This is a genomic window from Actinoplanes sp. DH11 (assembly GCF_020873875.1).
In the GTDB taxonomy this organism is placed as follows: Bacteria; Actinomycetota; Actinomycetes; order Mycobacteriales; family Micromonosporaceae; genus Actinoplanes.
Window position 1 is genome coordinate 45,045 of record NZ_JAHWGU010000014.1, and the last position, 25,847, is coordinate 70,891.

Here is a 25,847-nt window from a genome sequence, read left to right on the forward strand (position 1 = left end):
ATCACGGCCTTCAGAGGCAAGCATCGAGTACGCCCACGCGTACCCCCGCCCGCAGGAGCGATTCCGGCCGCCCCCTATTCGGCGGGCAGCGCCGCAGCCCTGGCAATGGCCCCGGGCACGGCGTACATGTGCGCGAAGGCGCGCGCCTCCGCACCGGTCCACAGCGACGAGCCGTGACCGTAGACCACACCGGCCCGGGTGGCCGCGTCCAGCAGGCTGTGCGGGCTCTTGCTGCCGAGCAGCACGATGTTCCCCTTGTGCAGCAGCACCCGGACCTGGCCGGTGACCCGGTTCTGGCTGGAGTCCAGGAACGCCCGGAAGTCATCCATGATCGGGTCGAAGTAGACGGCCTCGTGGAGCAGGTCCCCGTACGTGTTGCCGAGGGTTGCCTTGGTCGCCTGCTGCCGGTTGGAGAGCACCAGCTTCTCCAGCTCGCGGTGCGCCGCGATGAGGATCAGCATGCCGGGCGCCTCGAAGCCGACCCGGGCCAGGTTGCCGACCATGGTGGAGCCCATGTGGATGCCCCGGCCGACACCGTGCTCGCCGCCGAGCACGTTGAGCGCCGACAGGATCGCGTAGTTGGGCGCGTCCGCCTCGACGAGGGAGTCGCCACCGGCGTACGCGGCCGCGACGACCTCACCCTTCTCGAAGCTGAGCAGCAGCTCCACACCCTGGTCGGGCGCCGCGTCGATCGACTTCGTGTAGGTCCAGGCGTCCTCCGGCAGGTACTCCCAGCTGCCGTACGTCTCCTCGCCACCGATCGAGGTGCCGATCAGGCCCTCGTTGATGGAGTACTTCTTGACCTTCTCGCTGACGGCGAAGCCCCGGCTGCGCAGGAACTCGGCCTCCTCCTCGCGAACCAGCCGCTCGTCCCGGACCGGCGTGATGATCTCCAGGTGCGGCGCGAGGGCCCGGATCACCGCGTCGTAGCGCACGTGGTCGGCGCCGGCGCCGGTCGAGCCGTGGGCCACCGCGTCCGCGCCCACCTCGAGGGCGACCTGGACGACCTTCTCCGCCTGGATCAGCCGCTCCGCGCCGACGCACGACGGGTAGGCGCCGTTGCGCAGGTAGTTCGCCTTGATCGCGTAGGTGACGACCCGCGAGTAGAGCTCGGACCGGGCGTCCACGACGTGGTGCTCGATCGCACCCAGCTCCTCGGCGCGCGCCTTGACGGCCTCGGCCTCACCGCTGTGCAGGCCGCCGGTGTCGATGTTCGCGGTCACCACGTCCCAGCCCTTCTCGCGGAAGTCCACGAGGGCGTACGAGGTGTCGAGCCCACCGGAGAAGGCCAGGACGATCTTGCGCTTGGTCATCGGGACTGTTCCTTTTCGAGAATCGGCACGTATGTCTTACCGTCCCGGCGGACGTGCCCGGGCGGCAGGACATAGAAGTCGCAACGGCCTGCTTCGATGTCCTTCTGCATCGCCCGCTGGCGGTCGTAGTCGAAGGGGTCGAGCAGGAAGGTCGGCTCGGGCGGCACTCCCCCGGCCGGCAGGGTGAGGTCGCTCTGGTAGACGAACGAGCCCGGCGAGGTGTGGAACGGCACGGTCGCGACCAGGACCTTCAGTGCCCCGAACTCGGTGTGCACCTTCAGCGCGCTGTTGTCGTACTGGGTGACGCCGTCCAGTTTCTGCGCGCGGTAGGCGGAGAGCGCCAGCGCCTTGGCGGCTTTGCCCAGCCCGACCGCCGGCATCAGCGACCAGAGCGACCAGCCGACCCAGCGGCCGTGCTCGGCACTCGGCGCGGCGCAGTAACCGCCGACCGGCACCGGACCGGTGTAGCCGCTCTCCCGCATCTCCGCCTGCACCTTGCGCAGCAGCTGCTTCACGTCGGTGTCGAAGCGGAACGTGGAGCGCTCCACCATCGCGGCGAACTCGTCCTGCGGCAGGCCGGCGATGAGCGCGGCCGCCGGCATCAGGATCAGGTCGACCATCACCCACTGCGGCATCGGGATGCCCCGGTCACCGAACGCGATGCCGTTGATCACGTTGAAGTAGTTGAGGAAGTCCCGGATCGACCAGTCCTTCTCCGCGGTGTCGGTGAAGTCGAGCCAGGTGAGCTTGTGCCCGTACGGCGTCTCGTTGAGGTGCGGGCGCAGCGTGTCGTTGGAGGCGAGGAAGAACTCCACACCGTGCCCGGCCAGTTTGCCGGTGTGGTCGGCGAAGTCCGGGAACCGGGCCTCGACCGCGGGCGTGAACGTCATCGTTGACTCTCCTCATGGTGATCGGAGGAATCCGATCTGCTCCAGTTGCCGAGCTTCTCGGCGAGGGCCGCGCCCGAGGCCGGGCCGGCGTCGCGGGCCACCACCAGGATGGTGTCGTCACCGGCTATGGTGCCGACCACGTCCGACAGCCCGGACCTGTCGAGCGCGCTGGCCAGGAACTGCGCGGCGCCGGGCGGGGTGCGCAGCACGGCGATGTTGCCGCTGGAGTCCACCCCGGTGAGCAGCTCGCGCAGCAGCCGGATCAGCCGGGCCGGCCCCTGCTGAGTCTCGCGCAGCGGCCGCTTGCCGTCCTCCGGGATGAGGTAGGCGCCGCTCACCTTCACCGCATTGAGCTCCTCCAGGTCACGCGAGAGGGTGGCCTGGGTGACCTGGACGCCCTCGTGGGCGAGCAGGTCGGCCAGCTCGGTCTGCGACCGCACGGTCCGCGAGCGGATCAGTTCGACGATCCGGGCGTGCCGTCCCGCCCGGGTGACCGGGGCGCTCATTGCGCGTTGACCGCCAGCAGCCAGCCGAGCAGCGCCTTCTGCGCGTGCAGCCGGTTCTCCGCCTGGTCGAAGATGGCGCTCTGCGGACCGTCGATCACCTCGTCGGTGATCTCCTCGCCGCGGTGGGCTGGCAGGCAGTGCAGGACGATGGCGTCCGGGTCGGCGGCGGCCAGCAGGTCCTTGTTGACCTGGTACGGCCAGAACGGGGTGAGCCGGTCCTTGCCGTCGTCCTCCTGGCCCATCGAGGTCCACGTGTCGGTGGTGACCACGTGCGCACCGTCGACGGCCTCCCGCGGGTCGCGCAGCACCTCGACGGAGCCACCGGTCCACGCCGCGATCTCGGCGGCCCGGCTGACCACGGCCGGCGCCGGGTCGAAACCGGACGGGCCGGCCACCCGGACGTTCATGCCGGCCATCGCACCGGCGATCAGGTACGAGTGCGCCATGTTGTTCGCCGCGTCACCCACGTACGTCATGGTCCGCCCCGCCGTGCCGCCGAGCCGCTCCCGGATCGTCAGCAGGTCGGCGAGCAGCTGGCACGGGTGGTACCCGTCGCTGAGCGCGTTGATCACCGGGACCGTGACGCCGGACGCCAGCTCGGCGAGCCGTTCGTCGCCGTGGGTCCGGAACACCATCGCGGCCACGTAACGGGAGACGACCCGGCCCGCGTCGGCGAGCGACTCGCCCCGGCCGAAGTGGGTGTTCTGGGTGTCCACGATGATCGGCTGGCCGCCGAGCTCGGCGATGCCGGCCTCGAACGAGAGCCGGGTGCGCAGGCTGGCCTTGTCGAAGAAGACGGCGACCGAGCGCGGGCCGGCGAGGGGCGTGAACCCGAACCGGTTCGCCTTCATCTCGGCGGCCAGGTCGAGCACGTCGGACTGTTCCTGCGGGCTGAGGTCGTCGTCGCGGAGGAAGTGGCGGGTGGTCACCGGATACCGTCCAGGGCAGCGATCAGGGCATCCGCCTGATCGGGGGAGATGATGAGGGGCGGGGCGAGCCGGATGACGTCCGGCTGCGGGGCGTTCACGAGGAAACCGGCGTCCAGCAGCTTCGCCGCGACCTCTTTCGAGACCGGCCTGGTCAGCACGACGCCGAGCAGCAGGCCGGCGCCGCGGACGTGGTCGACGAGCGGGTGGTTCAACCCCTCGATGCCCCGCCGCAACTGTTCGCCGACCCGCTTCACGTGGTCTAGCAGGCCCGCACCGGCGATCGTGCGGATCACCGCGAGGCCCGCCGCGCAGGAGACCGGGTTGCCGCCGAACGTGGTGCCGTGCGAACCCGGGGTCAGCAGGTCCGCCGCCGCGCCGAACGCGATGCAGGCCCCCAGCGGCAGGCCGCCGCCGAGCCCCTTGGCCAGGGTGACGACGTCCGGCTCGACGCCTTCGCCCTGGTGGTGGAACCAGTGTCCGGTCCGGCCGATGCCGGTCTGCACCTCGTCGAGCACCAGCAGCGCGCCGGAGCGGTCACACACCGCGCGGGCCGCCGCGAGGTAACCGGCGGGCGGGACGACCACGCCGTTCTCACCCTGGATCGGCTCCAGGATGACCATGGCGGTGTCGGCGGTGACGGCTGCTTCGAGCGCGGCCGTGTCCCCGTACGTCACATGGGTGACGTCTCCCGGCAGTGGCCGGAAAGGATCCTGCTTGGCCGGTTGCCCGGTCAGCGCGAGGGCGCCCATCGTCCGGCCGTGGAAGGCGCCGTGCGTGGCGACGACGTGCGTCCGGCCGGTCAGCCGGGAGATCTTGAAGGCGGCCTCGTTGGCCTCGGCGCCGGAGTTGCAGAAGAGCACCCGGCCGGGCCGTCCGGCGAGCGCCAGCAGCAGCTCGCCCAGGGCCACCGGCGGCTCCGAGACGTAGAGGTTGGAGACGTGGCCGAGCTGCTGGATCTGGCTGGTGACGGCGGCGACCACCGCCGGGTGGGCGTGACCGAGAGCGTTCACCGCGATGCCGCCGAGGAAGTCGACGTACTCAGTGCCGTCCTCCGCGGTGACCACCGCCCCCTCGCCCTTGACCAGGGCAAGCGCCGGTGTGCCGTAGTTGTTCATCATGGAGGCGTTCCAACGCTCTGTGAGCGCGCTCATGACGGGACCACCATCGTTCCGAATCCTTCTTCCGTGAAGACCTCGAGCAACGTCGAATGGGCGACCCGGCCGTCGACGACGTGTGCGGCGGGGACGCCACCGCGCACGGCGCGCAGGCACGCCTCCATCTTGGGCGCCATCCCGGACTCCAGCGACGGCAGCAGCTTCTCCAGCGCGTCCGCGTCGATCTCCGAGGTGAGCGACCCGGTGTCCGGCCAGTTCGTGTAGAGGCCCGGCACGTCGGTGAGCACGACCAGCTTGCGGGCGCCGAGCGCGACCGCGAGCGCCGAGGCGGCGGTGTCGGCGTTGACGTTGTGCAGCACCCCGTCGGCGTCCGGCGCGACCGTGGCGATCACCGGGATCCGGCCGGCCGCGATCAGGTCGTCCACGGCCGAGGTGTTCACCCGGTCGACGTCGCCGACCTGGCCGATGTCGACCGGCTCCCCGTCGATCACGGCCTGCCGGCGGATCGCGGTGAACAGGCCGGCGTCCTCACCGGAGAGGCCGACCGCGTACGGCCCGTGCTGGTTGATCAAGCCGACCAGCTCCCGGCCGACCTGCCCGACCAGCACCATCCGGACCACGTCCATGGCCTCCGGGGTGGTCACCCGCAGGCCGCCGCGGAACTCGCTCTCGATGCCGAGCCGGTTCAGCATCCGGCTGATCTGCGGGCCGCCGCCGTGCACCACGACCGGTTTGATGCCGACGTGCCGCAGGAAGACCATGTCGGCGGCGAACGCGGCCTGCAACGACGGATCGATCATGGCGTTGCCGCCGTACTTGATCACGACGGTGGTGCCGTGGAAACGCTCCAGCCAGGGCAGCGCCTCGATCAGGATGCCGGCTTTCTCGACGGGGTTCATGACGAGTACGCCGAGTTCTCGTGGACGTACGCGTGCGAGAGGTCAGTGGTCCAGATCGTCGCGCTCATCTCACCCTCCCGCAGGTTGATCGTGATCTGCACGTCCCGCCCGGAGAGGTCGACCTTGGAACGGTCCTCGGCGGCCGCGCCGCCCTTGCAGACCCAGACGCCGTTGATCGCGACGTCCACCCGGTCCGGTTCGAAGGCGGCGCTCGTGGTGCCGACCGCGGCGAGGATCCGGCCCCAGTTCGGGTCGTTGCCGAAGAGCGCGGTCTTGACCAGGTTGTTGTTCGCCACCACGCGGCCGACCTGCACCGCGTCGGCCTCGCTCGCCGCGCCGGCCACCTCGATCGCGATGTGCTTGGTGGCACCCTCGGCGTCGCCGATCAGCTGCTGTGCCAGGTCGTGACAGACCTCGGTGACCGCCGCGGTGAGCTCCTCGAGCGTCGGCTGCGCGTTGGAGGCACCGCTGGCCAGCAGCAGCACGGTGTCGTTCGTCGACATGCAGCCGTCCGCGTCGATCCGGTCGAAGGTGACCCGGGTGGCCGCGCGCAGCGCCGCGTCAAGGGTCGCGTTGTCCGCCGACGCGTCGGTGGTGATCACGACGAGCATGGTGGCGAGGGCCGGGGCGAGCATCCCCGCACCCTTCGCGATGCCGCCGACCGACCAGCCCGCCCGCGTCACGACCGCGTTCTTCGCGACCGTGTCGGTCGTCATGATCGCCTCGGCCGCACGCGGGCCGCCGTCCGCGGTGAGCGCCTTGGCCGCCGCGTTCACGCCTGGCAGCAACTTGTCCATCGGCAGCAGCTCACCGATCAGGCCGGTGGAGCAGACCGCCACGTCGCCGGGGCCGATCATCATGGGTTTCGCCCCGCCGCGCAGGACGGCCGCGGTGTGCTCGGCCGTGCGGTGCGTGTCCCGGAAGCCCTGCGTGCCGGTGCAGGCGTTGGCGCCGCCGGAGTTGAGCACGACGGCGCGGATCACGCCGCCCTTGAGCACCTGCTCGCTCCAGAGCACCGGGGCGGCCTTCACCCGGTTGCCGGTGAAGACGCCGGCGGCGGTGAAGTCCGGGCCGTCGTTGACGACCAGGGCGACATCCGGGTTTCCGCTGGCCTTGAGCCCGGCGGCGACGCCGGAGGCACGGAACCCCTTGGGGGCGGTGACGGTCACGGCGCGACTCCGAACACACTGAGGCCCGCGGTCTCGGGCAGACCGAACATGATGTTGGCGTTCTGCACGGCCTGACCGGCCGCGCCCTTGCCGAGGTTGTCGAGCGCGCTCACCACGATGATGCGCCCGGAGTCGATGTCGACGGTGGCCTGCAGGTGGCAGGAGTTGGAACCGGCGGTCGCGGCGGTGTGCGGCCAGACGCCCTCGGCGAGCACGTGCACGAAGGGCGAGTCGGCGTAGGCGGCCTGAAGCGCCTCGCGCGGGTCGCCACCGTTGCGGCGCTTCGCGGTCACCGTCGCGAGGATGCCGCGCGGCATCGGCGCCAGGATCGGCGTCATCGACAGCGAGCCGGCGCCGGTGGCCTGCTTGATCTCGGCGACGTGCTGGTGCGCGCCCACCTTGTACGGCGAGAGGTCGCCCATCACCTCGCTGCCCAGCAGGTTCACCTTCGCGCTGCGGCCGGCGCCGGACGTGCCGGAACTGGCGACCACCACGACGTCCTCGGGGTCGGCCACGCCGGCGGCGATCAGCGGCGCCAGCGCGAGGGTGATGGTGGCGGCGTAGCAGCCGGTGTTCGCCACCCGGTCGGACGCGGCGATCGCCGCCCGGGCGCCGGGCAGCTCCGGCAGGCCGTAGGTCCAGGTCCCGGCGTGTCCACCCCCGTAGTAACGAGTCCACTGCTCGGCGCTCTCCAGCCGGAAGTCGGCGCCCAGGTCGACGACCTTCACCCCGGCCGGCAGCTGCGCCGCCACGGCCGCGGACTGCCCGTGCGGCAGAGCCAGGAACACCAGGTCGGCGCCGCTCAGCGTCTCCGCGTCGGTCGCGCCGAGCGTCAGGTCCAGGCCGGCGAGCTGCGGGTGTACGGCACTGACGGGTGAACCTGCCTGACTGTGGGCAGTGGCTGTGACGAGCTCGAACTCGGGGTGCCCGGCGAGCAGCCGGAGCAGCTCGCCCCCGGCGTACCCACTGGCACCTGCGACCGCGACCCGGATTCCCATACCAACCTCCGCATGACTATGCAGAGAACCGTATCAAGTCGCATACCCCGGAGCAACGAGGTTCCACATGTCGGCGGGGCACATCACAGCGGCGATCAGCCAAGCGCGTCCCGCACCCCCGTCTCGCGGCGGCCCAGGAACACCGGGTCACGCCGGGACAGCACGTCACCGGCCGCCTTCACCGCGGCCAACTGTTCCCGGATCTCGCCACGCAACCACAGCCGCCGGTTCGCCCGGACCGTGTCGTCACCCACCCCGTCGGCGTCGACGCCCAACGCCCGGCAGAGCGCCACCGCCCGCTCCAGATGGAAGTTCTGGGTCACCACGACCGCCCGGCGCACCCCGAAGATCCGGCGCGCCCGGGAACACGAGTCGTACGTGTCGAACCCGGCATGGTCGAGCACCACCCGCGACACCGGCACCCCGTGCGAGACCAGCCAGACCATCATCGCGCCCGGCTCGTCGTAGTCCCAGTCGGCGTGATCGCCGGACACCAGGATCGCCGACACCTTGCCCGCCACCCACAACTGCCGGGCCGTCTCCAGGCGCGCCTCGAGGAACGCCGACGGCTGCCCGCCCGGGTCCACCTGCGCGCCGAGGACCAGTGCGACCGGGGCGACCGGCACCGTGCCCACCCCGTAGATGTGCCCGGCGGCCGACGAGCGGACCCAGGAGAGCGAGCCGGCGGTGACCGCGACGGCGAGCGTCGCACCCAGCACACCGAACGTGACCGCGCGGCGGAGAATGGTCTTCAACACCAGGCCGAGGATGGCAAATCCGGTCAATCAGGCACGATGACTTCCGTGCAAGAACAAGATCTTTTCGTACGCTGGGCGGCTGCGGCACCCGGCTCCCAGGTCTTCCGCCACCCGGCGGCGACGGTGGTGGCCTGCGCCGACCTGGCGCACTGGGACCGGCTCGTGATGGCCGGTTCGCCGGACGCGCTCGCCGGCCTGCTCGGCGAGGTGCTGCCGGAGGTCGGGCCGTCGTTCCGGCCCTTCGGACCGGAAAACCTGGTCGCGGACGTGGTCGCCCGGGTGCCGGCGCTGGAGCTGAGCGCCCGGTTCGCCTGGATGGACACGACGACGCCGGTCCGCCGGCGCGGTCCGGGCGACCCCGGCGACCCGCGCGGCTCAGGGGGACCGGGCGACCCGGGCGGCCGGGGCGGCTCGGGCGAACCGGGCGGCTCGGGCAGACCCGGCGAACCCGGACCCGGCGGACCGGGCGGACCGGGCGGACTGGGCGGAAGCATGTCAGCTGCGCCAACGTTTACCGGTCAACCGCAGGCACCGGATCGGCCGGAGGCGGGCTCGCCCCGGTTTACCGGTCAACTCGGCGACGCGTTTACCGGTCAACTAGGGCGTCAAGTGAGTGCTCCCGCCTGGCTGACCGAGGCGCACTGGCCCGAGGTCACCGCGTTGATCGACGAATCGTTTCCGGACTCCTACGCATGGCCCGGCGCGCCCGGCGTGTACCGCTGGGCGGGTGTGCGCGACAACGCCGGCCGGCTGCTCGCGGTCGCGGCGGAGGCCTGGTCGACCGCGGAGCTCGGGTTCTTGGGAGGCGTCACCACCCGGCGGGAAGCCCGCGGGCAGGGGCTGGCGGCGGCACTGTGCGGGTTCGTGACCGACGAACTGCTGGCCGAGCGGGAGCGGGTGGCTCTGCTGGCCGATTACGACAACACTGCGGCCGTCGCCACCTACCGCCGGTTGGGCTTCACGACGCGCCGGGTCGCGGCGGCCCGCCAGACGGTGCCGGCCCGGCGCCCGGTGTAGCGCCAGCCGGCGCGGTGCAGCGCCTGCCCAGCACGGTGCAGCGCCGACCGGGCGCGGTGCCGAGCCGACCCAGCGCAGTGCAGGGCCGGCCCGGCGCGGTGTGGAGCTGGCCCGGCGCGGTGCCGAGCCGACCCAGCGCAGTGCAGAGCCGACCCGGCGCGGTGTGGAGCCGGCCCGGCGCGCGCGACGCAGAGCCGGCGCGGCGGCGGGCGCGGCGGTGTTGATCTGCTAGCGGTGCGAAATCGCGGTTTTGACCCCTTGATCACAGCGATTTCGTAGCGCTAGCAGATCAACATCGCGCCGGGGCGGACGCGTCCGGCGTGACCGGAACCAGAACGGGGACGCGGGGTTGATGGGCGCGCGGTATCGGCTGGACACGATCTCCTGCGGCACGGCGCCGCTGGGCTCAGGCGCGGCGCCTGGGGAGGCGCAGGCCCAGCCCCCAGGAAAGCGCAGGCCCAGCCCTCAGGAAAGCGCAGGCCCAGCCCCCAGGAAAGCGCAGGCCCAGCCCTCAGGAAGGCTCAGGCACGGCCCCCAGGGAAACGCAGGTCCAGCGGGCGGGGGGACCAGGCTCGGAGCGCGGGGTGCTCAGGCGCGCGGGAGGGGTGCTCAGGCTCGGCGGGCGGTGTAGAGGAGGTACTCCCACTCCGTGGCGCCTTCGCCCAGCTCGGCCATCGCCTGGTCAAGAGCGGACACCCGCTCCGGGTCGGCGGCGATGTTGCGGTAGACCGCGATGGTGGGGCCGTACACGCGCTTGAAGTAGTCGCGCAGCTCGGCGCCGGAGCCGAAGCGGTCCACGCGCAGGGTGCGGCGTTCCGCGCGTACGTCTGTCACGTTGTCACCGAACAGCTCGGCCAGGTGTGCCGGGTCGCCCCAGAGCGGCGGCGGCTGGGCGCCGGGCGGTGGCGGGGCGGCGTACGGCTTCATGGTGGCGAAAAGCCTGCCGACGAAGCCCTGCGGAGTCCAGCTGAGCAGGGCGATCGTGCCGCCGGGGCGGCAGACGCGGAGGAGTTCGCCGGCGGCTGCGGCGTGGAAGGGCGCGAACATCACGCCGATGCAGGACATCACGGTGTCGAACGAGGCGGTGTCGAACGGCAGCGCCTCGGCGTCCGCCTCGGTCCAGGTGAGTTTGGCGTCCCGGGCGGCGGCCAGGCGTTCACCGGCGGTCAGCAGTTCCGGGGTGAGGTCGCTGGCGGTGACCGTGGCGCCGGTCAGCGCGGCCGGGATCGCGGCGTTTCCGGTGCCCGCGGCGACGTCCAGCACCCGCTGCCCGGGCCCGATGCCGGCGGCCTCGACAAGAACCGGGCCGAGCGGCGCACCGACTTCGGCGGCCAGTGCTGGATAGTCGCCCGACGCCCACATGGCGCGGTGCTTTTCCTTGATGGTGTTGCCCGTCGTCGTCATGGCACCGACGGTAGGGATCGGCGGACCGGCAGGCCTAGTACACGATCTGTACCGGGGGTGTCCGGCACCGGACACCCCCGGGTGGCTCAGCTGATCCGGAACTTCGCGGAGAGCAGCGCCGACGGCCGCGAGTTGGGGCCGACGAGCAGATCGAAATCGCCCGGTTCGACGATCCGGTCGCCGTCGGCGGTGACGAGCGTGCACGCGCTGGCCGGCAGCTCGATCTCGACCGTCACGCTCTCCCCCGGCGGCACGAGGACCTGCCGGTACGCCTTCAGCTCGCGTCCCGCCCAGGTGACGCTGGTGACGAGGTCGCTGACGTAGACCTGCACCGTCTCCAGCGCCGGCCGCCGGCCGGTGTTGGAGAGCCGCACCGAGGCACGGACCACCCCGTCGGGCGCCACGTCCGGTTCGCCGATGGTCAGGCCGTCGTAGGTGACGGTCGTGTAGCTGAGGCCCTCACCGAACGCGAACAGCGGGTCCTGGGTGAGGTCGGCGTACCGGGTGCCGTGCTGACCGCGCACCTGGTTGTAGTAGATCGGCTGCTGACCGACGTGCCGTGCCGCGGAGATCGGCATCCGGCCGCTGGGCTCGATGTGGCCCAGGATCAGCTCGGCCAGGGCCTGCCCGCCGCGCATGCCCGGGTTGAACGCCTGGATCAGGGCGGCCGCGTTCAGCGCCGACTCGGGCAGCACGTGCGGCTTCGAGTCGAGGAGCACGACGATCATCGGGGTGCCGGTGGCGGCGATCGCGTCGAGCAGGGCGATCTGCCCGCCGAGCAGTTCCAGGGTGGCGGTGGACTTGTGCTCACCGGTCAGGTTGACCGTGTCGCCGACGACCACGACCGCGTAGTCGGCGGCCTGTGCGGCGGCGACGGCGGCCGCGAGACGGGCCGGGTCGGCCGGGATCGGCTGCGAGATCGGCGGCCGGGGCTGGCCGTCCGGGAACGTCTCACCCTCCGGGTCGGGCACCAGGTGCTCGATGTCGGCGCCGCGTTCGAAAGTCACCTCCCAGCCGTCCGGGACCGTCCCGCGCAGGCCGTCCAGCACGGTCGTGGTGAGCTCCCGCGGGTGCCCGTCGGGCATCCAGTCGACCTGCCCGGAGTTGCCGGCCCAGTCACCGAGCTGAGCGGAGACGTCGTCGGCGTTGGGGCCGAGCACCGCGATCCGGCGCGCGGCGGCGGAGGCGTCCAGCGGGAGCACGCCGTCGTTGCGCAGCAGCACCAGCGACCGGCGGGCCACCTCCAGGTTGAGCTCGGTGTGCTCGCGGCTGCCGATCACCGCCCGCTGGCGGTCGGCGTCCGGCGTGCGCGGGTTCTCGAAGAGGCCCAGTTCGAACTTCAGGCGCAGGATCCGCCGTACCGCCGAATCAAGGTCGTGGTCGTCCAGCAGGCCGCGCGCCACCGCCTCCTGCGCGCCGTCGAAGAAGGCGGGGGTGACCATGACCAGGTCGTTGCCGGCCTTGACCGCCCGCGCCGCCGCCTCCGCGTAGTCGGCGCAGACCTTCTGCTCCCACACCATCCGGCCGACGTTGTCCCAGTCGGTGACGAGCGTGCCGGTGAAGCCCCACTCCTGCTTGAGCACGTCGTTGAGCAGCCACTTGTTCGCGGTGATCGGCACCCCGTCCATCGACTGGTAGCCGAGCATGAAGACGGCGCAGCCCTCCTTGGCGGCCCGCTCGAACGGCGGCAGGAACCAGGAGCGCAGCTTGCGTCGGCTGATGTCGGCCTCGCTGGCGTCCCGGCCACCCTGGGTCTCGGAGTAGCCGGCGAAGTGCTTCGCGGTGGCCAGGACCGCGGTCGGGTCGGCCAGCCCGCCGCCCTGGTAACCACGGATCATCGCGGCACCGAACTCGCCGATCAGGAACGGGTCCTCGCCGAACGTCTCGTCGATGCGCCCCCACCGCAGGTCGCGGGCGATGCAGAGCACCGGCGAGAAGGTCCAGTGGATGCCGGTGGCGGAGACCTCGACGGCGGTGGCCCGGGCCACCCGCTCGATCAGGGCCGGGTCCCAGGTCGCGGCCATCGCCAGCTGCGTCGGGAAGATCGTCGCGCCGGGCCAGAACGAGTGGCCGTGGATGCAGTCCTCGGCGGTCAGCAGCGGGATCCGCAGGCGGGTCCGCGCGACCAGCTCGGCCGCCTCGATCAGCTTGGCCGGGGAGGTGTGCAGGATCGAGCCGGCCAGCTTCTCCAGGATGATCTCCGGGAGGTCCTGACGGGCGTCGAGCTGCATCATCTGCCCGGCTTTCTCGGCAAGTGTCATGCGCCCCAGCAGATCCTCCACCCGCTCCTCGATGGAGAGCGATGGATCCTGATATGGGAAGTCTGCGGGCATGAGTGCCTCCGGTCTGCCGAACACGAACGGCTCGAAGTCTTCCAGTCCGGAACCGGTTCCGGCACCCCGCCCCGGTTCCGGAACTTGACGATCTCGTGGCTGGTTCATTTCGGACCCGGAGAGGATCGACACACGCTCATGGGAGGACGAGGCCGTCCGGATGTGGGTATCGTCCCCAGAAGACCACACTCATAGAAGTTGGAAAATCACTCTGAGTGAGGAGCGAGGAGCGATGACTTCGTCCGACCGGGTGCTTCGATCGACCCAGGAGGCGATCGAGCACATCTCCGGAATCTGCTTCAAGACCGGCCCGCCGCAACGGGTCGGCGTCGAACTGGAATGGACCACGCACCACGCCGGCGACGAGTCCGCATACCTGCGGGCCGAGGACCTGGCCGCCGCCCTCGGCGAGCACACGCCCGCCACACTCGGTAATTCGGAACCCGTACCCCTGCCCGGCGGAAGCACCGTCACCTGCGAACCCGGCGGGCAGGTCGAGATCTCCTCGGCCGTGGCCGGATCACTCGCCGAACTGCACACCGCCGTCACCGCCGATCACGCCGCACTCACCGAGTTGCTGGCCCGTTCCGGCATCGTCCTCGGCGATCGGGGCATCGACCCCCACCGGCCGCCACGGCGCATCCTCGACACCCCGCGCTACGCCGCGATGGAGCGCGCCTTCGACCGCGCCGGGCGGACCATGATGGGCAGCACCGCCGGCCTGCAGGTCTGCTTCGACGCCGGCTCCGCCCGGCGATGGGCCGCGCTGAACGAGATCGGCCCGGCGATGCTCGCGCTCTTCGCCAACTCGCGACGGCACGCGGGCCGCGACACCCGGTGGGCGTCCGCCCGGATGGGCGCCTGGCTCGCCATGGAACCACGCCGCACCGGTCCGGTGCCGCTCGGCGACGACCCGGCCCAGGACTGGGCGCGATACGCGCTGGCCGCCCCACTGCTCTGCGTGCGGCGCGACGCCGGCCACTGGGACGCGCCACCCGGCCTCACCCTGGCCGGCTGGATCGGAAACGGCACCGCGAGCCGGATCGAGAACGGCACCGCCGGCCCGGTCGGCGCCGGCACCACCGGCTCCCGGCCCACGTTCGACGACGTCGAATACCACCTCGGAACCCTCTTCCCACCGGTACGCCCCCGCGGCTACCTCGAGGTCCGATATCTGGACGCCCAGCCCGGCGGCGAATGGATCGCACCGGCCGCGGTGCTCACCGCCCTCGTCGCCGACGACGCCACCACCGACCGGGCCCGCGACCTCGCGCAACCGTCCGCCGGCCGCTGGCTCGACGCGGCCCGGGCCGGTCTCGCCGACCCGGTGATCCGCGGCTGCGCCGCCGGTCTCGCCGAACTGGCCGGCCGGAACCTGGAGCGGACCGATCTGCCGGCCGCCACCCGATCCGACGTCTCGGAGATCCTCTCCCGCCGCCTGCACGCCTTCGCCGTCGCGGCTTGATCCTCGCTTGGAGAGCACCCCACATGAGTCATGATCTGCGGCTGTCCATCGCGGCCGAACTGGAACGCACGCGCGCCCGCACCGAGGCACTCACCGACGCCGTCGACGAGGCTGACCTGGTCCGCCAGCACTCCCCGCTGATGTCCCCACTGGTCTGGGACCTGGCACACATCGGCAACCAGGAAGAACTCTGGCTCGTCCGGGACGTGGGCGGCCGCGACCCGGTGCGGCAGGACATCGACGAGCTCTACGACGCCTTCAAGCACGCCCGCAGCGACCGGCCGGCTCTTCCGCTGCTCGACCCGGCACAGGCCCGCGCCTACGTCGCGCAGGTCCGGGACAAGGCCCTCGACGTGCTCGACCGGGTACGCCTCACCGGCCGCCCCCTGCTCGACGACGGGTTCGCCTTCGGCATGATCCTGCAGCACGAGCAGCAGCACGCCGAGACCATGCTCGCCACCCATCAGCTGCGCACCGGCGCGCCGGTCCTGCACGCTCCCCCGCCACCGGCCGCGGCCGTCCCCGTCACCGGCGAGGTGTTCGTGCCCGGCGGCCGGTTCACCATGGGGACCAGCACCGAGGCGTGGGCGCTGGACAACGAACGGCCGGCCCACGACGTGCACGTGCCCGGCTTCTTCATCGACGCGGCGCCGGTGACGAACGGCCGGTACCTGGAGTTCGTCGACGCCGGCGGTTACGACGACCCGCGGTGGTGGAGTGCGCGCGGGTGGGCGTACCGCCAGAAAGCCGGCCTGGTCGCACCCCTGCACTGGATCTCGCAGGCCTCGGGCTGGTCGCGCGACGTCTTCGGCCGGATCGAGGAACTCGACCCGGAACAGCCCGTGGTGCACGTCTGCTGGTTCGAGGCCGAGGCGTTCGCCGCCTGGGCCGGCAAGCGGCTGCCCACCGAGGCCGAATGGGAGAAGGCCGCCCGCTTCGACCCGGCGACCGGCCGGTCCCGCCGGTTCCCGTGGGGTGACGAGGCACCCGGGCCGGACCACGCCAACCTGGGCCAGCGTCACCTGTCACCGGCACCGGCCGGCGCCTACCCCCGCGGTGCGTCACCGCTCGGGGTGCACCAGCTCATCGGCGACGTCTGGGAGTGGACGTCGTCCGGGTTCGAGGCCTACCCCGGGTTCGGCGCGTTCCCCTACCGCGAATACTCCGAGGTCTTCCTCGGCGGCGACTACCGGGTGCTGCGCGGCGGGTCGTTCGGCACCGACGCGGCCGCCTGCCGGGGCACCTTCCGCAACTGGGACCACCCGATCCGGCGGCAGATCTTCAGCGGCTTCCGGCTCGCGCGGGACGCCGGCTGATGTGCCGCCACCTGGGGTACGTGGGTCCGCCCGTACCGCTGGCGGATCTTCTCTTCGATCCGGCGCACGCGCTGGCGACGCAGGCGTGGGCGCCGCGCGACATGCGCGGCGGAGGCACGATCAACGCGGACGGCTTCGGCGTCGGGTGGTACCCGGCCGGTCCCGCCGCACCCGTGCGATATCGGAGCGCGATGCCGATCTGGAGCGATGCCGCGCTGCCCGCGCTCGCCGCCACCACAGCGGCGGGTGCGGTGCTGGCGGCGGTCCGCTCGGCCACGGTGGGCATGCCGGTCACCGAGACCGCCGCAGCGCCGTTCAGCGACGGGCGGTGGCTTCTCAGCCACAACGGCGTGGTGCGCGGCTGGCCGGGAACGATCGCCGGCCTCGCCGGCGACCTGCCGGTCGAGGACCTGCTGACGCTGGAGGCGCCGACCGATGCGGCGGCTCTTTTCGCACTCGTACGGGCGAAGCTGCGCGCCGGCGAACCACCGGCGAAGGCCGTCGCCGTAGTGGTCGCGCAGGTGCTCGCGGCCGCGCCCGGATCCCGGCTGAACCTGCTGCTCACCGACGGAGAGCAGCTGATCGCGACGACCGCGGGGCATGCGCTGTCGGTGCGTGCCCGCGACGACGCGGTACTTGTCGCCTCCGAGCCGCTCGATGGCGATCCGGCCTGGCAGGCCGTGCCGGACGGGCGGCTGGTGGTCGCCCGCCCCGGACACCTCTCGATCACGGAAGGCTTCGCATGACCGAACTGCTGTCCGATTCCGGAGGTCTCGCATGACCGGCTTGTTGTCCCGTTCCGGAGGTCTCGCATGATCAACTTGTTGGACGAGGACTACCAGGCCCGGGCGTTGCGGGCCGACGTCCGTGCCGGACTCACCGCCGCGCCCGGCGCCAGATGGCTGCCGCCGAAATGGTTCTACGACGCGCGCGGCAGCGAACTCTTCGAAGAGATCACCCGGCTGCCGGAGTACTACCCGACCCGCACCGAACGGGCCGTCCTGACCACGGCCGCACCCGAGATCGCCCGGACCACCGACGCGAAAACCCTCGTCGAACTCGGCTCCGGCTCCTCCGAGAAGACCCGCCTGCTGCTCGACGCGATGCTGAGCCGGGGCACGCTCGGCGCGTTCGTCCCGCTCGACGTCTCCGAATCCGCACTCACCGCCGCCGTCGGCGCGCTGACCGAGGCGTACCCGGGGCTCACCGTCACCGGCGTGATCGGCGACTTCGCCCGGCACCTCGGGCACCTGCCGGACGGCGACAACCGGGTCGTCGCGTTCCTCGGCGGGACCATCGGCAACCTCGTACCCGCCGAACGTGCCGCGTTCCTCACCGCGCTGCGCCAGACCCTGCACCCCGGCGAATGGCTGCTGCTCGGCGCCGACCTGGTCAAGGACCCGGGCATCCTCGTGCCGGCCTACGACGACGCCGCCGGGGTGACCGCCGAGTTCAACCGCAACGTCCTGCACGTGGTGAACCGGGAACTCGGCGCCGACTTCGACCCGCTCGCGTTCACCCACGTCGCCACCTGGAACCCCGGGCGGGAGTGGATCGAGATGCGGCTGCGGGCGTCCGGCGAGCAGCGGGTCCGGATCACCGCCCTGGACCTGACCGTCACGTTCGCGGCGGGCGAGGAACTGCGTACCGAGGTGTCGGCGAAATTCCGCCGCGACGGCTTGAGCGCGGAGCTCTCGGCCGCCGGGTTCGCCCTGAGTCACTGGTGGACCGACCCGCGGCAGTGGTTCGGGGTGGCGCTGGCCCAGGCCCGCTGACGGCCCTCCCCGGTGCACACCCACCCCCTCGCCGCGGCCGGCGTGACGGGCTTTGCCCGTGGTGCCACACTTGGCTACCAGCGAGGGGGTGCACCGATGGAGTTCGATCCACTCAGCAGCGCCGAGGACCTGCTCCGCTCCGGCCGCGACGAACTCCGGCGGGCCCTGCGGAGGCGGCCCCTGCCGGTGGCGGTCCTCGCCGGCGTGACGGGCCTGCCGCCCGCACGGCTCGGCGGCTGGGAGACCTTCAACGGAGCCGCCACGTCCGTCCGCGTCGACCACGGCAACCTCAGCGCGGCCGGTCCCTGGGTGAGTGTGGAGACCGCCCGCTGGTCCGGCACGCAGATCTCCGCCGGCCCGCTGCGGGAACTGCTCGAACACCACATGCGACAGAACGGCGACCGGTTCTCCGCGGTCGAGTGGATCGGCGACGACCGCGGCATCACCGTCGACGGGCGCACCGTCTCCGGGCGCCGGCTGCGCGCCGGCGCCCGTTGGTGGGCGGTGCGCTGCTCGCTGCGCGACGTGGAGATCAGCGTGGTGGCGCACGACTGGGACTCCGCACTGACCGTGCGCACCCTCAACCTGATGGAGATCGACGAACTGGTCTCGGTGGTCCCGGTCCCGCCCGCCTTCGTGCCACCACCCCAGCCGGACGACACCACACCACCCGGCGAACCGCACCGCGTCCTCGTCGACGAGGTCCTCAGCTCCGAGCGGCAGCGCATCGAATGGCTCACCGACGGCGGCCCACCACCCCGGCTCCCGGCGAACTGGGCGGCCCTCTGGCGTTCCGCCGTCCGCCGCCAGGCCGACCTGGCCGCGCAGCCGGAACCCGACGCCGAACGCGCCGTCCAACTCATGCTGAGCCAGCTCACCACCCTGCACGCCGAAGCCGAATGGTTCCGCACCGACCAGTCCCTGCGCGACCGGGCAGTCGCCGAAACCCTGCTCTTCACCACCGGCCTCGGCCCGGACGTCCCGAGCCGTCCCGCCCAGCTCGCCTGGCTGCGCCGGCAGGGCCTGCGCCCCACCGACTACACCCGGGCGGGCCCACTCACCTCGGCCCAGACGATCTGGCTCGACGAGTGGCGCACCTGGACCCACCGTCTCGCCCCATAGTCGGATATCTCGCCTTCATTTATCTGTCACAGCAGTTCGGCCGCCGTTCCGGCTCGGAGCCTGGCGTCGATCCAGGCCCGCACGGCCGCCTCACCCGGATCCGGGCCCAGGACCGCGGCCAAGCCGTCGAACGCCGCCGCCACCCGGTGCAGACCGACCGCCGCCAGCCCGTTCCGCGCCTCCGCCAACCGGTCGGACCAGGCGCCGGGCAGATGGGCGAGACCGGTGTGCGCGGCCTCGGCCAGCACCGCCTGCGCCCGCGTCACGGCCACCGTGAGCGGGTCGGCGCCCGGGCCCGCGACGGGCGGGATCCGGGACGCCTCCGGATCGGGATCGGCCAGGTCCGGCACGACGGGTGGTCCGTCGGCGGCGATGGCGTACGGGTCGACGACCAGCTCGCCCCCACCCCGGTGCACGCTGCCCGCCACGAACCTCGGCGTGCCGTGCCGCCCGGTCAGCGCCGCCGCCACCGCGTCGATCCGGCCTGGCGCGACACCGGCGTGAGTGGCCTGGACGGTCGCCCGGCGTCCGGCGCCGTCCCTGATCTCCACGGTGAGCCGCTGCTCGCCGTGCGCGTACCGCACGTCACCGACCTCGGCGATCGCGAGCACCCGCACCAGTTCTGCCCGCACCCGCGCACGCACCGGCCGCGGCGGCAGTTCGTCGATCTCGGCGCCGAGCCGGGAGTAGTCCGTGACGAACAGTCCCGGCGGCAGCCGATCCCACGCGCCCGTGCCGGCGGTGACCGTGGAACGCGCGACCCGGCTCGTCGCCAGCCGCACCGCCCGGCTGGCACTGCGCACCGCGGACTCGGTGACCACCACGCCCGCCGCCAGGGCGCCGACGGTCGACCCACCGACCCGCCGCCGGGCCAGCACCGGCCCGTCGTCGTCGGCCGTCCACTCCCGGTGCGACACGAGCACGACCCCGGTGGCCGCCTGCGCGTGGAAGATCTCCACCCGCCGCCGGTCGTCGCCGACGGCGTGCACGCGAGCGCCGAGACCGTCCAGCCGTACCCGGCGCAGCGGTGTCTCGGCGGACTCCTCCGTACCGAGGACCCGCGCCCGCAGACCGGCGCCACCGCCGGCGAGGACCGCGCGGTGCCGCGCGAAGAGTTCCGCGAGTAGGTCGGCGAGCGCCTCCGGCGAGTAGCGGGCACTCCGTTCCCGGTACGCAGCGAGCTGGTCGGCCAGTTCCGCCGTGGCGTCCAGCGGCCAGCGCAGCCCGGCCCGGTCCAGCCGGCTGAGATGACCGGCGACCGACGCGGCCAGGCCCTCGCCCGCGTGCACCGCCCCGTGACGCAGCACCTCGGCGGCGAACTCCAGCACCGCTTCCAGCCCGCTGCCGTCGCTGCCGGCCCCCGGTTCGGCGCCACCCACCCCGACGACGCAGTCCGCCTCGCCGGGGTGTTCGGCGTCGGCCGCCCGGAACGCCCACACGGCCAGCGCGATCACGTCGTCGCGGGCGCCGGTCCGCGCGTCGGTGTGCACGTACCCCAGGTCGTGCGGCACCAGGAACCGCACCGTCGCCGACGGCAGCTCCACCACCGGGACCGTCCCCCGCCGCACCCGCGCGGTGTACCCGCCCCGCCACACCCGCCGGGCCGCCGCAACAAGCCGGTTCCCGATCCGCGCCGCGACGTCCGAGTCCGGGAACTCTCCCGGCGACCACCACCCCGGCCCCGCATCGAGGGCCGGGCCGGCTTCGCCCGGCCTCGGCCGATCCGCAGCCCCAGCTCCAGAACCAGATCCCGATCCGTCCGCAACGACCGCGCCCGGATCGATCGGCGACGCGGGCGCTGCCGGCTGCCGGGACGTCGGCGCGACCGCCTGATACGCCAGTACCAGGCCGATCACGTGGCGGCACACGGTGATCGCGCCGCAGGAGCACGTCCCGAGGTCGAGGCCGCCCACCGGCAGCTCGGTGCGCACACCGTCGACGAACTCGGCGACCACCGCCGTGCCCGCACCGGCGAGCAACCGGGGTGGGTCCCGTTCGACCTCGCGCGCCGCCCGCTTCACCAGCCCCCGGTTGGCGAGCGCCGCCAGCGCGTCCGCGTCGAGCGCCCGCAGATCGGCCCGCTCCGGCAGCGACGGCCGCGTCTCCGCGCTCACCGGCCCACCTTCTCCGCGACGAACTCGGCCAGCTGTCCCGGGGTCATCGCACCCATCCAGGCGCCCGCGTCGGCGAGCCGTTGTGCGCAGGCCCGGTCGTACGCCGGGTCGGCCTGCTCGTCCAGCGCCGCCAGCCCGAGGACGGTGGTGCCCTGGTCGACGAGTTCGCGGACGGCGCGCACCAGGGCCGCCTCGGAACCTCCCTCGAAGAAGTCGCTGATCACCGCGACGATGGTGCGGCGGGGGCGTTCGACGAGCTGGGTGGCGTACCGCACCGCACGCGCGATGTCGGTGCCCCCGCCGAGTTGTGTCTTCATCAGCAACTCGACCGGGTCGGCCACGTCCGAGGTCAGGTCGACCACCTCGGTGTCGAAGGCGATCAGGTGCGTCCGCACCCCGGGCAGCCCCCACAGGCAGGCGGCGGTGACCGCGGAGTGGATGACCGAGGGGAGCATCGAACCGGACTGGTCGACGACCAGGATCACCTGCCAGGGAGCGAGGTGCCGGCGGTTGCGGGCCAGGAAGTACGGCGTCTCGACGGACAGCCGCCGCTTCTCCGGGTCCCAGTGCCCGAGGTTGGCCCGGATCGTCCGCCTGGCGTCGAAGTCGCGGGCCTGCTTGAACCGGCTGGCCTGCCGCGCCCGCGCGCCGGAGAAGCTGCGCCGCACCTCGGTCGCCAGTTTCGCGGTGAGGTCGCGCACCACCGACTCGACGATGCGGCGGGCCAGCCGCAGGACTTCGGGGTTCATCAGGTGCTTGGTGCGCAGCACGGCCCGGAGCAGCGCCGGGTTGGGCTCGACCCGTTCCAGCACGGCCGGGTCGGTGACGATGTCGTGGATCTCGTAGCGCTCGACGGCGTCCCGCTGCAGTCGCTCGACCGTCTCCTTCGGGAAGAGCCGGACGATGTCGTCGAGCCAGTCCACCGTGGTGATCCGGGACGGACCGGCGCCGCCCTGCCGCCGCCGGATGTCGCGCCGGTCCAGTTCGCCGTCGCGGCCGTAGAGCCAGTCCAACGCCGCGTCCTGCCCGGCCGCCGCGCCACCGGGCGAGCCGAGGCTGCCGTCCGCCGGCTCACCGAGGATCAGCCGCCACCGTTCCATCCCGGCGTCAGTCACCGCACACCCCGGGGATCAGACCGGCCCGGGTCAGGCGCTGCTCGACGGCCTCGTCCAGCGCGAGACCCGCCGCGACCAGCCCGGGCGGCACGGTGGTCCGCAGCAGGTCGCGCGCGGAGCCGCGGAGCCCGCGCAGCTCCAGCAGCCGGTCGGCGATGGTTTCCCGCTCGCGGGGCGGGAAGAATTCGAACGCCTGCCGCAGCGCCGGCAACGCCACCAGGAAGTCCTCGGCCCCGAGGCCGCGCACCAACTCGTCGAGCACCGCGAGGATGCCCCCGGGTTCGAGGACCGACTCCCGGGCCACCGCGAACAGGCCGGCCAGCCAGTCGCCGGCGGTGCCGCCCAGGAACGCCCCGCGCACCGCCGGCGCCGGGTCGGCGTCGTCCCCGGTCAGGTCGCGGGCCAGGCCGAAGAAGGCGCCGCGCAGGTCAGGAGGTGCGGCACGGTCGGCGGCGATGCGTTCGGCGACGGCCACCGCGGGCGTACGCTCGACGCCCACCACACCCGCATGCCGGACCGCGTCGCGCACCGCCACGACGGCCCGGATCCGGTGCGGGTCGGCCGGCAGGGCAGCGCCGTGCCAGCCCTCGGCGAGCCAGAGGATCCGCCGGGTCGCGCCCACGACGACCGCCGCCAGCAGGTCGCTGCCGGCCGTGCCGAGGAGCCGGTCGTGCCGCCACAACGCCAGGGTCACGGCGAGGACCCGGCCCAGTTCGGCCAGGTCGGTGCCGGCGGCGACCCCGCGTTCGAGCCGGGCCGGCAGGTCACCGGCGAGTTCGGTGACCCCGCAGAGCGCCGCGTCGAAGAGCGCGTCGGCGAGCTGCCCGAGCCGGTTGCCGGCCTCGTCGACCCGTTCGCCGATGCGGGCGGTGGCGGCGGACCCGAGCGTCGGACCGTAGCCGCCGGCCTCGATCAGCGCGACCAGGCGGTTCGCGTCGGTGCGGACCGTCCACGTCTCGGTGAGCACCGGGTCGGCGCCGGTGGCGGGGCCGGCGGTTCGCACGTGACCCGGGACGTCGAGCACCCGCAGCCGGTGCAGCGCCCGGCTGCGCTCGCGGTCCGCCGGCTCGAGCAGATCGAGCCGGTGCTCGCCGTCGCGGTCCAGCCCGAGGCGTTCCAGTTCCGCGGTCGCGGCGTGCACCAGCGGCGGCAGGGGCGTGCCGGGGTGCAGCCGGCCGACCCGGTCGCCGCTGAGCGCCGCGGTCATCTCGACCACGGCCGGGTGCTGGCCGGCCGTGATGGTGCCCCGCACCGACCAGGGCAGCGGCACGTCGAGCGCCTCGTTGATCAGTGCCGCGGCCAGCCCGTCGAGGACGTCGACCCGGGCCGGGTGCCGGTGCCCGCGCAGCAGCGCGAGGGCCTCGGCGCTGGTGCGGGCGGCGATCAGGTCGGCGGTGGAGACCGGCTGCCCGCGCCCGCGCAGCCGCCCGGCGACCGCGGTGACCAGGTAGCGGGCGGCCTCGGCCGGGCCGTCGGCCCAGAGGCGCTGGTAGTACTCCGGGGAGGGCATCCCGGACTGGTATCCGGCGAACGCGTCGAGCCGGCGGAACGAGTAGGGCACGAGGTAGCTGCCGCCACTGGCACCCGCCGGCGGCGCCGGCACCGCGGGCCAGCCCACCGCACCCGAGGCGTCGGAAGCGGCAGGCGCGGAGGGAGGCGCGACCGGGCCGGAAGCGGCAGGCGCGGCCAGGCCGGGGGTGGCAGAGCCGGCGGGAGCCGGGTCGGCGGCGAGGCGGAGCAGGGCCGGGCGGTGGAAGCCGCCGACCACGGCCACCACCGGGCGGTCGCCTGCGGCGCGCACGGCGGCGCGGAGCCAGCCGGCCATGTAGGCCTCGCGCGCGGTGTCCGAGGGGCCGGCTGCCGCTTCGCCGCGGATCAGGTCGAAGTAGGCCGTGAGCCGCTCGGTGAGCCCCTCCCCCGGCTCCATCTCGACCAGGTGGTCCCAGAGCGCGTCCGTGTTGTCCACCCCGAACGCCGTGCGGAGCCGCTCGACCGCCTCCGCATAGCGCTGCTCGGCGTCGGCGTAACGGTTGCTGCGGTCGGCGAACGCCTCGTGCCAGGCCGGCAGGTCGATGAAGCGCAGCTCGGCCCCGGCCGCGTGGCCGGCGGTCAGCGCCACCCACTCCGGTGAGTAGGCGCAGAAGGGCGCCCACGACCCGTGCCGCCGGTGGTCGTCGGCGTAGCTGGTGAAGATCGCCACCGGCAGCTCGTGCCCGAGCAGCAGCTCACCGATCCGGTGGTTCATGTCGGCCGGCCCCTCGATCAGCACGAACGCCGGTCGCAGCGCCGCGATCGTCTCGCCGACCAGGCGGGCACAGGCCGGGCTGTGGTGCCGGACCCCGAGGACGGTGAGGCTCATCCGCCCGGCAGTTCCCGCCGCGCGTCCCGCAGGGCCCGCCACTGCTCGCCGCCCCGCCACGCGGTGTGCTGTTCGAGGTAGCGCCGCAGCTTGGCGAGGTCTTCGGGGCTGTCCTTCGCGGCCGTGCCGGCGAGGCAGGAGACCAGGTCGGCGGCGTCACCGGCGGTGCCCCGCAGGAACCAGCCGCGCAGCCCGACGGCGTGCGCCACCGACACCGCCTCGGCCGTGCTCATCACCGAGCTGAGCCGTTCCATCTCGTCGCCGCGGGACGTCCGGCCGGTCCGCAGCTCCCGGAACGTGGTGACCAGCACCTCGAGCACGTCACGCCGCGGTGGCGCGGTCACCCCGGACCGGCGCAGCAGCTCGGTGGCCTCGGACTCCACCAGGGCGAGCTCGGTGTCGAGGTCGGCGATCGGGAAGACCGTCTCGAAGTTGAACCGCCGTTTCAGCGCCGAGCTCATGTCGTTGACGCCGCGGTCCCGGGTGTTGGCCGTGGCGATGATGTTGAAGCCGTCGCGGGCGAACACCATGCCGGCGTCGCCGGGCAGCTCGGGCACCGCCATCACCCGGTCGGAGAGCGGTGAGAGCAGGCAGTCCTGCACTTCGAGGGGACACCGGGTGATCTCCTCGAACCGCACCGTCCGCCCCTGTGCCATGCCGCGCAGCAGCGGCGCCGGCACCAGTGACCGCTCGGTCGGGCCCTCGGCGACCAGCAGGGCGTAGTTCCACGAGTATTTGATCTGATCCTCGGTGGTGGCCGCGCCGCCCTGGACGGTCAGCGTGGAGTCGCCGCTCACGGCGGCCGCGAGCAGCTCGGAGAGCAGCGATTTGGCGGTGCCGGGCTCGCCCACCAGCAGCAGGCCGCGACTGGTCGCGAGGCTGACCAGGGCGCGGTCGATGAGCGAGGGGTCACCGACGAACTTGCGGCTGATGCCGAGGGCCCCGTCGCCGACGATGAACGCCCGCGCCGCCCGCAGGCTCAGCGCCCAGCCCGGTGGTCTCGGCGCGTCGTCGGCGCCGCGCAGCCGGGCCAGCTCGTCGGCGTGGCGCACCTCGGCCGGTGGTCGCTGGGCCCGGCCGGCGGACGGGTCGGAGACCCCGGAGAAGACGGCCCGGCTCATGACAACACCTCGGTCGGCAGCACGGATCGGCACCACGCGGCGGGGACGGCGAACGAGAGCATGGCCGGAACCCTAGCGAGCACCACCGACAGAAATTCCGCCCGCCGCGAGTGACATCGACGACGGTGA

The 25,847-nt window shown here is 72.9% G+C and carries 21 protein-coding genes; 6 read left to right on the forward strand and 15 right to left on the reverse strand.

Annotated elements, in window-relative coordinates; translation table 11 throughout:
• Nucleotides 1-74 precede the first annotated feature (74 nt).
• The 9 genes from argG to LPA41_RS21160 all read right to left on the reverse strand — a co-directional run bounded on the left by argG (nt 75) and on the right by LPA41_RS21160 (nt 8,604).
• Nucleotides 75-1,313, reverse strand: coding sequence for an argininosuccinate synthase (argG, locus tag LPA41_RS21120; protein WP_229072386.1), 1,239 nt, complete (start codon nt 1,311-1,313; stop codon nt 75-77).
• Nucleotides 1,310-2,203, reverse strand: coding sequence for a hypothetical protein (locus LPA41_RS21125; protein WP_229072387.1), 894 nt, complete (start codon nt 2,201-2,203; stop codon nt 1,310-1,312). The genes argG and LPA41_RS21125 overlap by 4 nt, the downstream gene beginning before the upstream one ends.
• Complete coding sequence (locus LPA41_RS21130; RefSeq protein ID WP_229072388.1) at nt 2,200-2,709, reverse strand: arginine repressor; 510 nt, start codon at nt 2,707-2,709, stop codon at nt 2,200-2,202. The genes LPA41_RS21125 and LPA41_RS21130 overlap by 4 nt, the downstream gene beginning before the upstream one ends.
• Nucleotides 2,706-3,638 (reverse strand): ornithine carbamoyltransferase, encoded by a 933-nt coding sequence (argF, locus tag LPA41_RS21135; protein ID WP_229072389.1) that lies wholly within the window; start codon nt 3,636-3,638, stop codon nt 2,706-2,708. Before argF ends, LPA41_RS21130 begins: the two co-directional genes overlap by 4 nt.
• Entirely contained in the window at nt 3,635-4,789 is a 1,155-nt protein-coding gene (locus LPA41_RS21140; RefSeq protein ID WP_229072390.1) for an acetylornithine transaminase, read from the reverse strand. The genes argF and LPA41_RS21140 overlap by 4 nt, the downstream gene beginning before the upstream one ends.
• Nucleotides 4,786-5,652 carry an acetylglutamate kinase gene (gene argB / locus LPA41_RS21145; RefSeq protein WP_229072391.1) on the reverse strand — a complete coding sequence of 289 codons (867 nt, stop codon included), beginning with the start codon at nt 5,650-5,652 and terminating at the stop codon, nt 4,786-4,788. The genes LPA41_RS21140 and argB overlap by 4 nt, the downstream gene beginning before the upstream one ends.
• On the reverse strand, nt 5,649-6,821 hold the full coding sequence (argJ, locus tag LPA41_RS21150) for a bifunctional glutamate N-acetyltransferase/amino-acid acetyltransferase ArgJ (RefSeq protein WP_229072392.1): 1,173 nt from the start codon (nt 6,819-6,821) through the stop codon (nt 5,649-5,651). Before argJ ends, argB begins: the two co-directional genes overlap by 4 nt.
• A complete protein-coding gene (gene argC, locus LPA41_RS21155) occupies nt 6,818-7,819 on the reverse strand; it encodes an N-acetyl-gamma-glutamyl-phosphate reductase (protein ID WP_229072393.1) in 1,002 nt (333 codons plus the stop codon). Before argC ends, argJ begins: the two co-directional genes overlap by 4 nt.
• Nucleotides 7,820-7,914: 95 nt before the next feature.
• Complete coding sequence (locus tag LPA41_RS21160; RefSeq protein ID WP_374238187.1) at nt 7,915-8,604, reverse strand: vancomycin high temperature exclusion protein; 690 nt, start codon at nt 8,602-8,604, stop codon at nt 7,915-7,917.
• 9 nt (nt 8,605-8,613) lie between these two features.
• Between LPA41_RS21160 and LPA41_RS21165 the strand changes: the two genes are divergently transcribed.
• Nucleotides 8,614-9,594 (forward strand): GNAT family N-acetyltransferase, encoded by a 981-nt coding sequence (locus tag LPA41_RS21165; protein ID WP_229072394.1) that lies wholly within the window; start codon nt 8,614-8,616, stop codon nt 9,592-9,594.
• 609 nt (nt 9,595-10,203) lie between these two features.
• On the opposite strand, the gene LPA41_RS21170 is transcribed toward LPA41_RS21165, so the two are convergent.
• Together LPA41_RS21170 and LPA41_RS21175 are read right to left on the reverse strand one after the other, a co-directional pair.
• Entirely contained in the window at nt 10,204-10,998 is a 795-nt protein-coding gene (locus LPA41_RS21170) for a class I SAM-dependent methyltransferase (RefSeq protein ID WP_229072395.1), read from the reverse strand.
• Between the two features lie 86 nt (nt 10,999-11,084).
• A complete protein-coding gene (locus tag LPA41_RS21175) occupies nt 11,085-13,331 on the reverse strand; it encodes a glycoside hydrolase family 3 N-terminal domain-containing protein (protein ID WP_229072396.1) in 2,247 nt (748 codons plus the stop codon).
• 232 nt (nt 13,332-13,563) lie between these two features.
• Between LPA41_RS21175 and LPA41_RS21180 the strand changes: the two genes are divergently transcribed.
• From LPA41_RS21180 to LPA41_RS21200, 5 genes are all read left to right on the forward strand, one after another.
• On the forward strand, nt 13,564-14,796 hold the full coding sequence (locus tag LPA41_RS21180; RefSeq protein WP_229072397.1) for a glutamate-cysteine ligase family protein: 1,233 nt from the start codon (nt 13,564-13,566) through the stop codon (nt 14,794-14,796).
• A gap of 23 nt (nt 14,797-14,819) precedes the next feature.
• Nucleotides 14,820-16,112 carry an ergothioneine biosynthesis protein EgtB gene (gene egtB / locus LPA41_RS21185; protein ID WP_229072398.1) on the forward strand — a complete coding sequence of 431 codons (1,293 nt, stop codon included), beginning with the start codon at nt 14,820-14,822 and terminating at the stop codon, nt 16,110-16,112.
• Nucleotides 16,112-16,858, forward strand: a complete 747-nt coding sequence (egtC, locus tag LPA41_RS21190; RefSeq protein WP_229072399.1) for an ergothioneine biosynthesis protein EgtC — start codon at nt 16,112-16,114, stop codon at nt 16,856-16,858. The genes egtB and egtC overlap by 1 nt, the downstream gene beginning before the upstream one ends.
• 66 nt (nt 16,859-16,924) lie before the next feature.
• Nucleotides 16,925-17,887 carry an L-histidine N(alpha)-methyltransferase gene (gene egtD, locus LPA41_RS21195; protein WP_229072400.1) on the forward strand — a complete coding sequence of 321 codons (963 nt, stop codon included), beginning with the start codon at nt 16,925-16,927 and terminating at the stop codon, nt 17,885-17,887.
• A 96-nt stretch (nt 17,888-17,983) separates the two neighbouring features.
• On the forward strand, nt 17,984-19,009 hold the full coding sequence (locus LPA41_RS21200) for a hypothetical protein (RefSeq protein WP_229072401.1): 1,026 nt from the start codon (nt 17,984-17,986) through the stop codon (nt 19,007-19,009).
• Between the two features lie 26 nt (nt 19,010-19,035).
• On the opposite strand, the gene LPA41_RS21205 is transcribed toward LPA41_RS21200, so the two are convergent.
• The 4 genes from LPA41_RS21205 to LPA41_RS21220 are packed head-to-tail and all read right to left on the reverse strand — an operon-like array spanning nt 19,036 to nt 25,718.
• The gene (locus LPA41_RS21205) at nt 19,036-21,123 is read right to left on the reverse strand and encodes a hypothetical protein (RefSeq protein ID WP_229072402.1); all 2,088 of its coding nucleotides are present in this window, start codon (nt 21,121-21,123) and stop codon (nt 19,036-19,038) included.
• Nucleotides 21,120-22,238 (reverse strand): VWA domain-containing protein, encoded by a 1,119-nt coding sequence (locus tag LPA41_RS21210; RefSeq protein WP_229072403.1) that lies wholly within the window; start codon nt 22,236-22,238, stop codon nt 21,120-21,122. The genes LPA41_RS21205 and LPA41_RS21210 overlap by 4 nt, the downstream gene beginning before the upstream one ends.
• Complete coding sequence (locus LPA41_RS21215; protein ID WP_229072404.1) at nt 22,231-24,597, reverse strand: DUF5682 family protein; 2,367 nt, start codon at nt 24,595-24,597, stop codon at nt 22,231-22,233. The genes LPA41_RS21210 and LPA41_RS21215 overlap by 8 nt, the downstream gene beginning before the upstream one ends.
• Nucleotides 24,594-25,718: an AAA family ATPase gene (locus LPA41_RS21220; protein WP_229072405.1), complete on the reverse strand. Its 1,125-nt coding sequence runs from the start codon at nt 25,716-25,718 to the stop codon at nt 24,594-24,596. The genes LPA41_RS21215 and LPA41_RS21220 overlap by 4 nt, the downstream gene beginning before the upstream one ends.
• Nucleotides 25,719-25,847: the final 129 nt, after the last annotated feature.

Excerpts from the sequence above, each read along its gene's own strand:
- LPA41_RS21170 (WP_229072395.1), bottom strand. The coding sequence starts at position 10,998 with ATGACGACGACGGGCAACACCATCAAGGAAAAGCACCGCGCCATGTGG.
- LPA41_RS21175 (WP_229072396.1), bottom strand. The coding sequence starts at position 13,331 with ATGCCCGCAGACTTCCCATATCAGGATCCATCGCTCTCCATCGAGGAG.
- LPA41_RS21130 (WP_229072388.1), bottom strand. The coding sequence starts at position 2,709 with ATGAGCGCCCCGGTCACCCGGGCGGGACGGCACGCCCGGATCGTCGAA.
- argC (WP_229072393.1), bottom strand. The coding sequence starts at position 7,819 with ATGGGAATCCGGGTCGCGGTCGCAGGTGCCAGTGGGTACGCCGGGGGC.
- LPA41_RS21215 (WP_229072404.1), bottom strand. The coding sequence starts at position 24,597 with ATGAGCCTCACCGTCCTCGGGGTCCGGCACCACAGCCCGGCCTGTGCC.
- egtB (WP_229072398.1), top strand. The coding sequence starts at position 14,820 with ATGAGTCATGATCTGCGGCTGTCCATCGCGGCCGAACTGGAACGCACG.
- LPA41_RS21140 (WP_229072390.1), bottom strand. The coding sequence starts at position 4,789 with ATGAGCGCGCTCACAGAGCGTTGGAACGCCTCCATGATGAACAACTAC.
- argB (WP_229072391.1), bottom strand. The coding sequence starts at position 5,652 with ATGAACCCCGTCGAGAAAGCCGGCATCCTGATCGAGGCGCTGCCCTGG.
- LPA41_RS21180 (WP_229072397.1), top strand. The coding sequence starts at position 13,564 with ATGACTTCGTCCGACCGGGTGCTTCGATCGACCCAGGAGGCGATCGAG.
- LPA41_RS21200 (WP_229072401.1), top strand. The coding sequence starts at position 17,984 with ATGGAGTTCGATCCACTCAGCAGCGCCGAGGACCTGCTCCGCTCCGGC.
- LPA41_RS21125 (WP_229072387.1), bottom strand. The coding sequence starts at position 2,203 with ATGACGTTCACGCCCGCGGTCGAGGCCCGGTTCCCGGACTTCGCCGAC.
- LPA41_RS21165 (WP_229072394.1), top strand. The coding sequence starts at position 8,614 with ATGACTTCCGTGCAAGAACAAGATCTTTTCGTACGCTGGGCGGCTGCG.
- egtC (WP_229072399.1), top strand. The coding sequence starts at position 16,112 with ATGTGCCGCCACCTGGGGTACGTGGGTCCGCCCGTACCGCTGGCGGAT.
- LPA41_RS21220 (WP_229072405.1), bottom strand. The coding sequence starts at position 25,718 with ATGAGCCGGGCCGTCTTCTCCGGGGTCTCCGACCCGTCCGCCGGCCGG.
- argG (WP_229072386.1), bottom strand. The coding sequence starts at position 1,313 with ATGACCAAGCGCAAGATCGTCCTGGCCTTCTCCGGTGGGCTCGACACC.
- egtD (WP_229072400.1), top strand. The coding sequence starts at position 16,925 with ATGATCAACTTGTTGGACGAGGACTACCAGGCCCGGGCGTTGCGGGCC.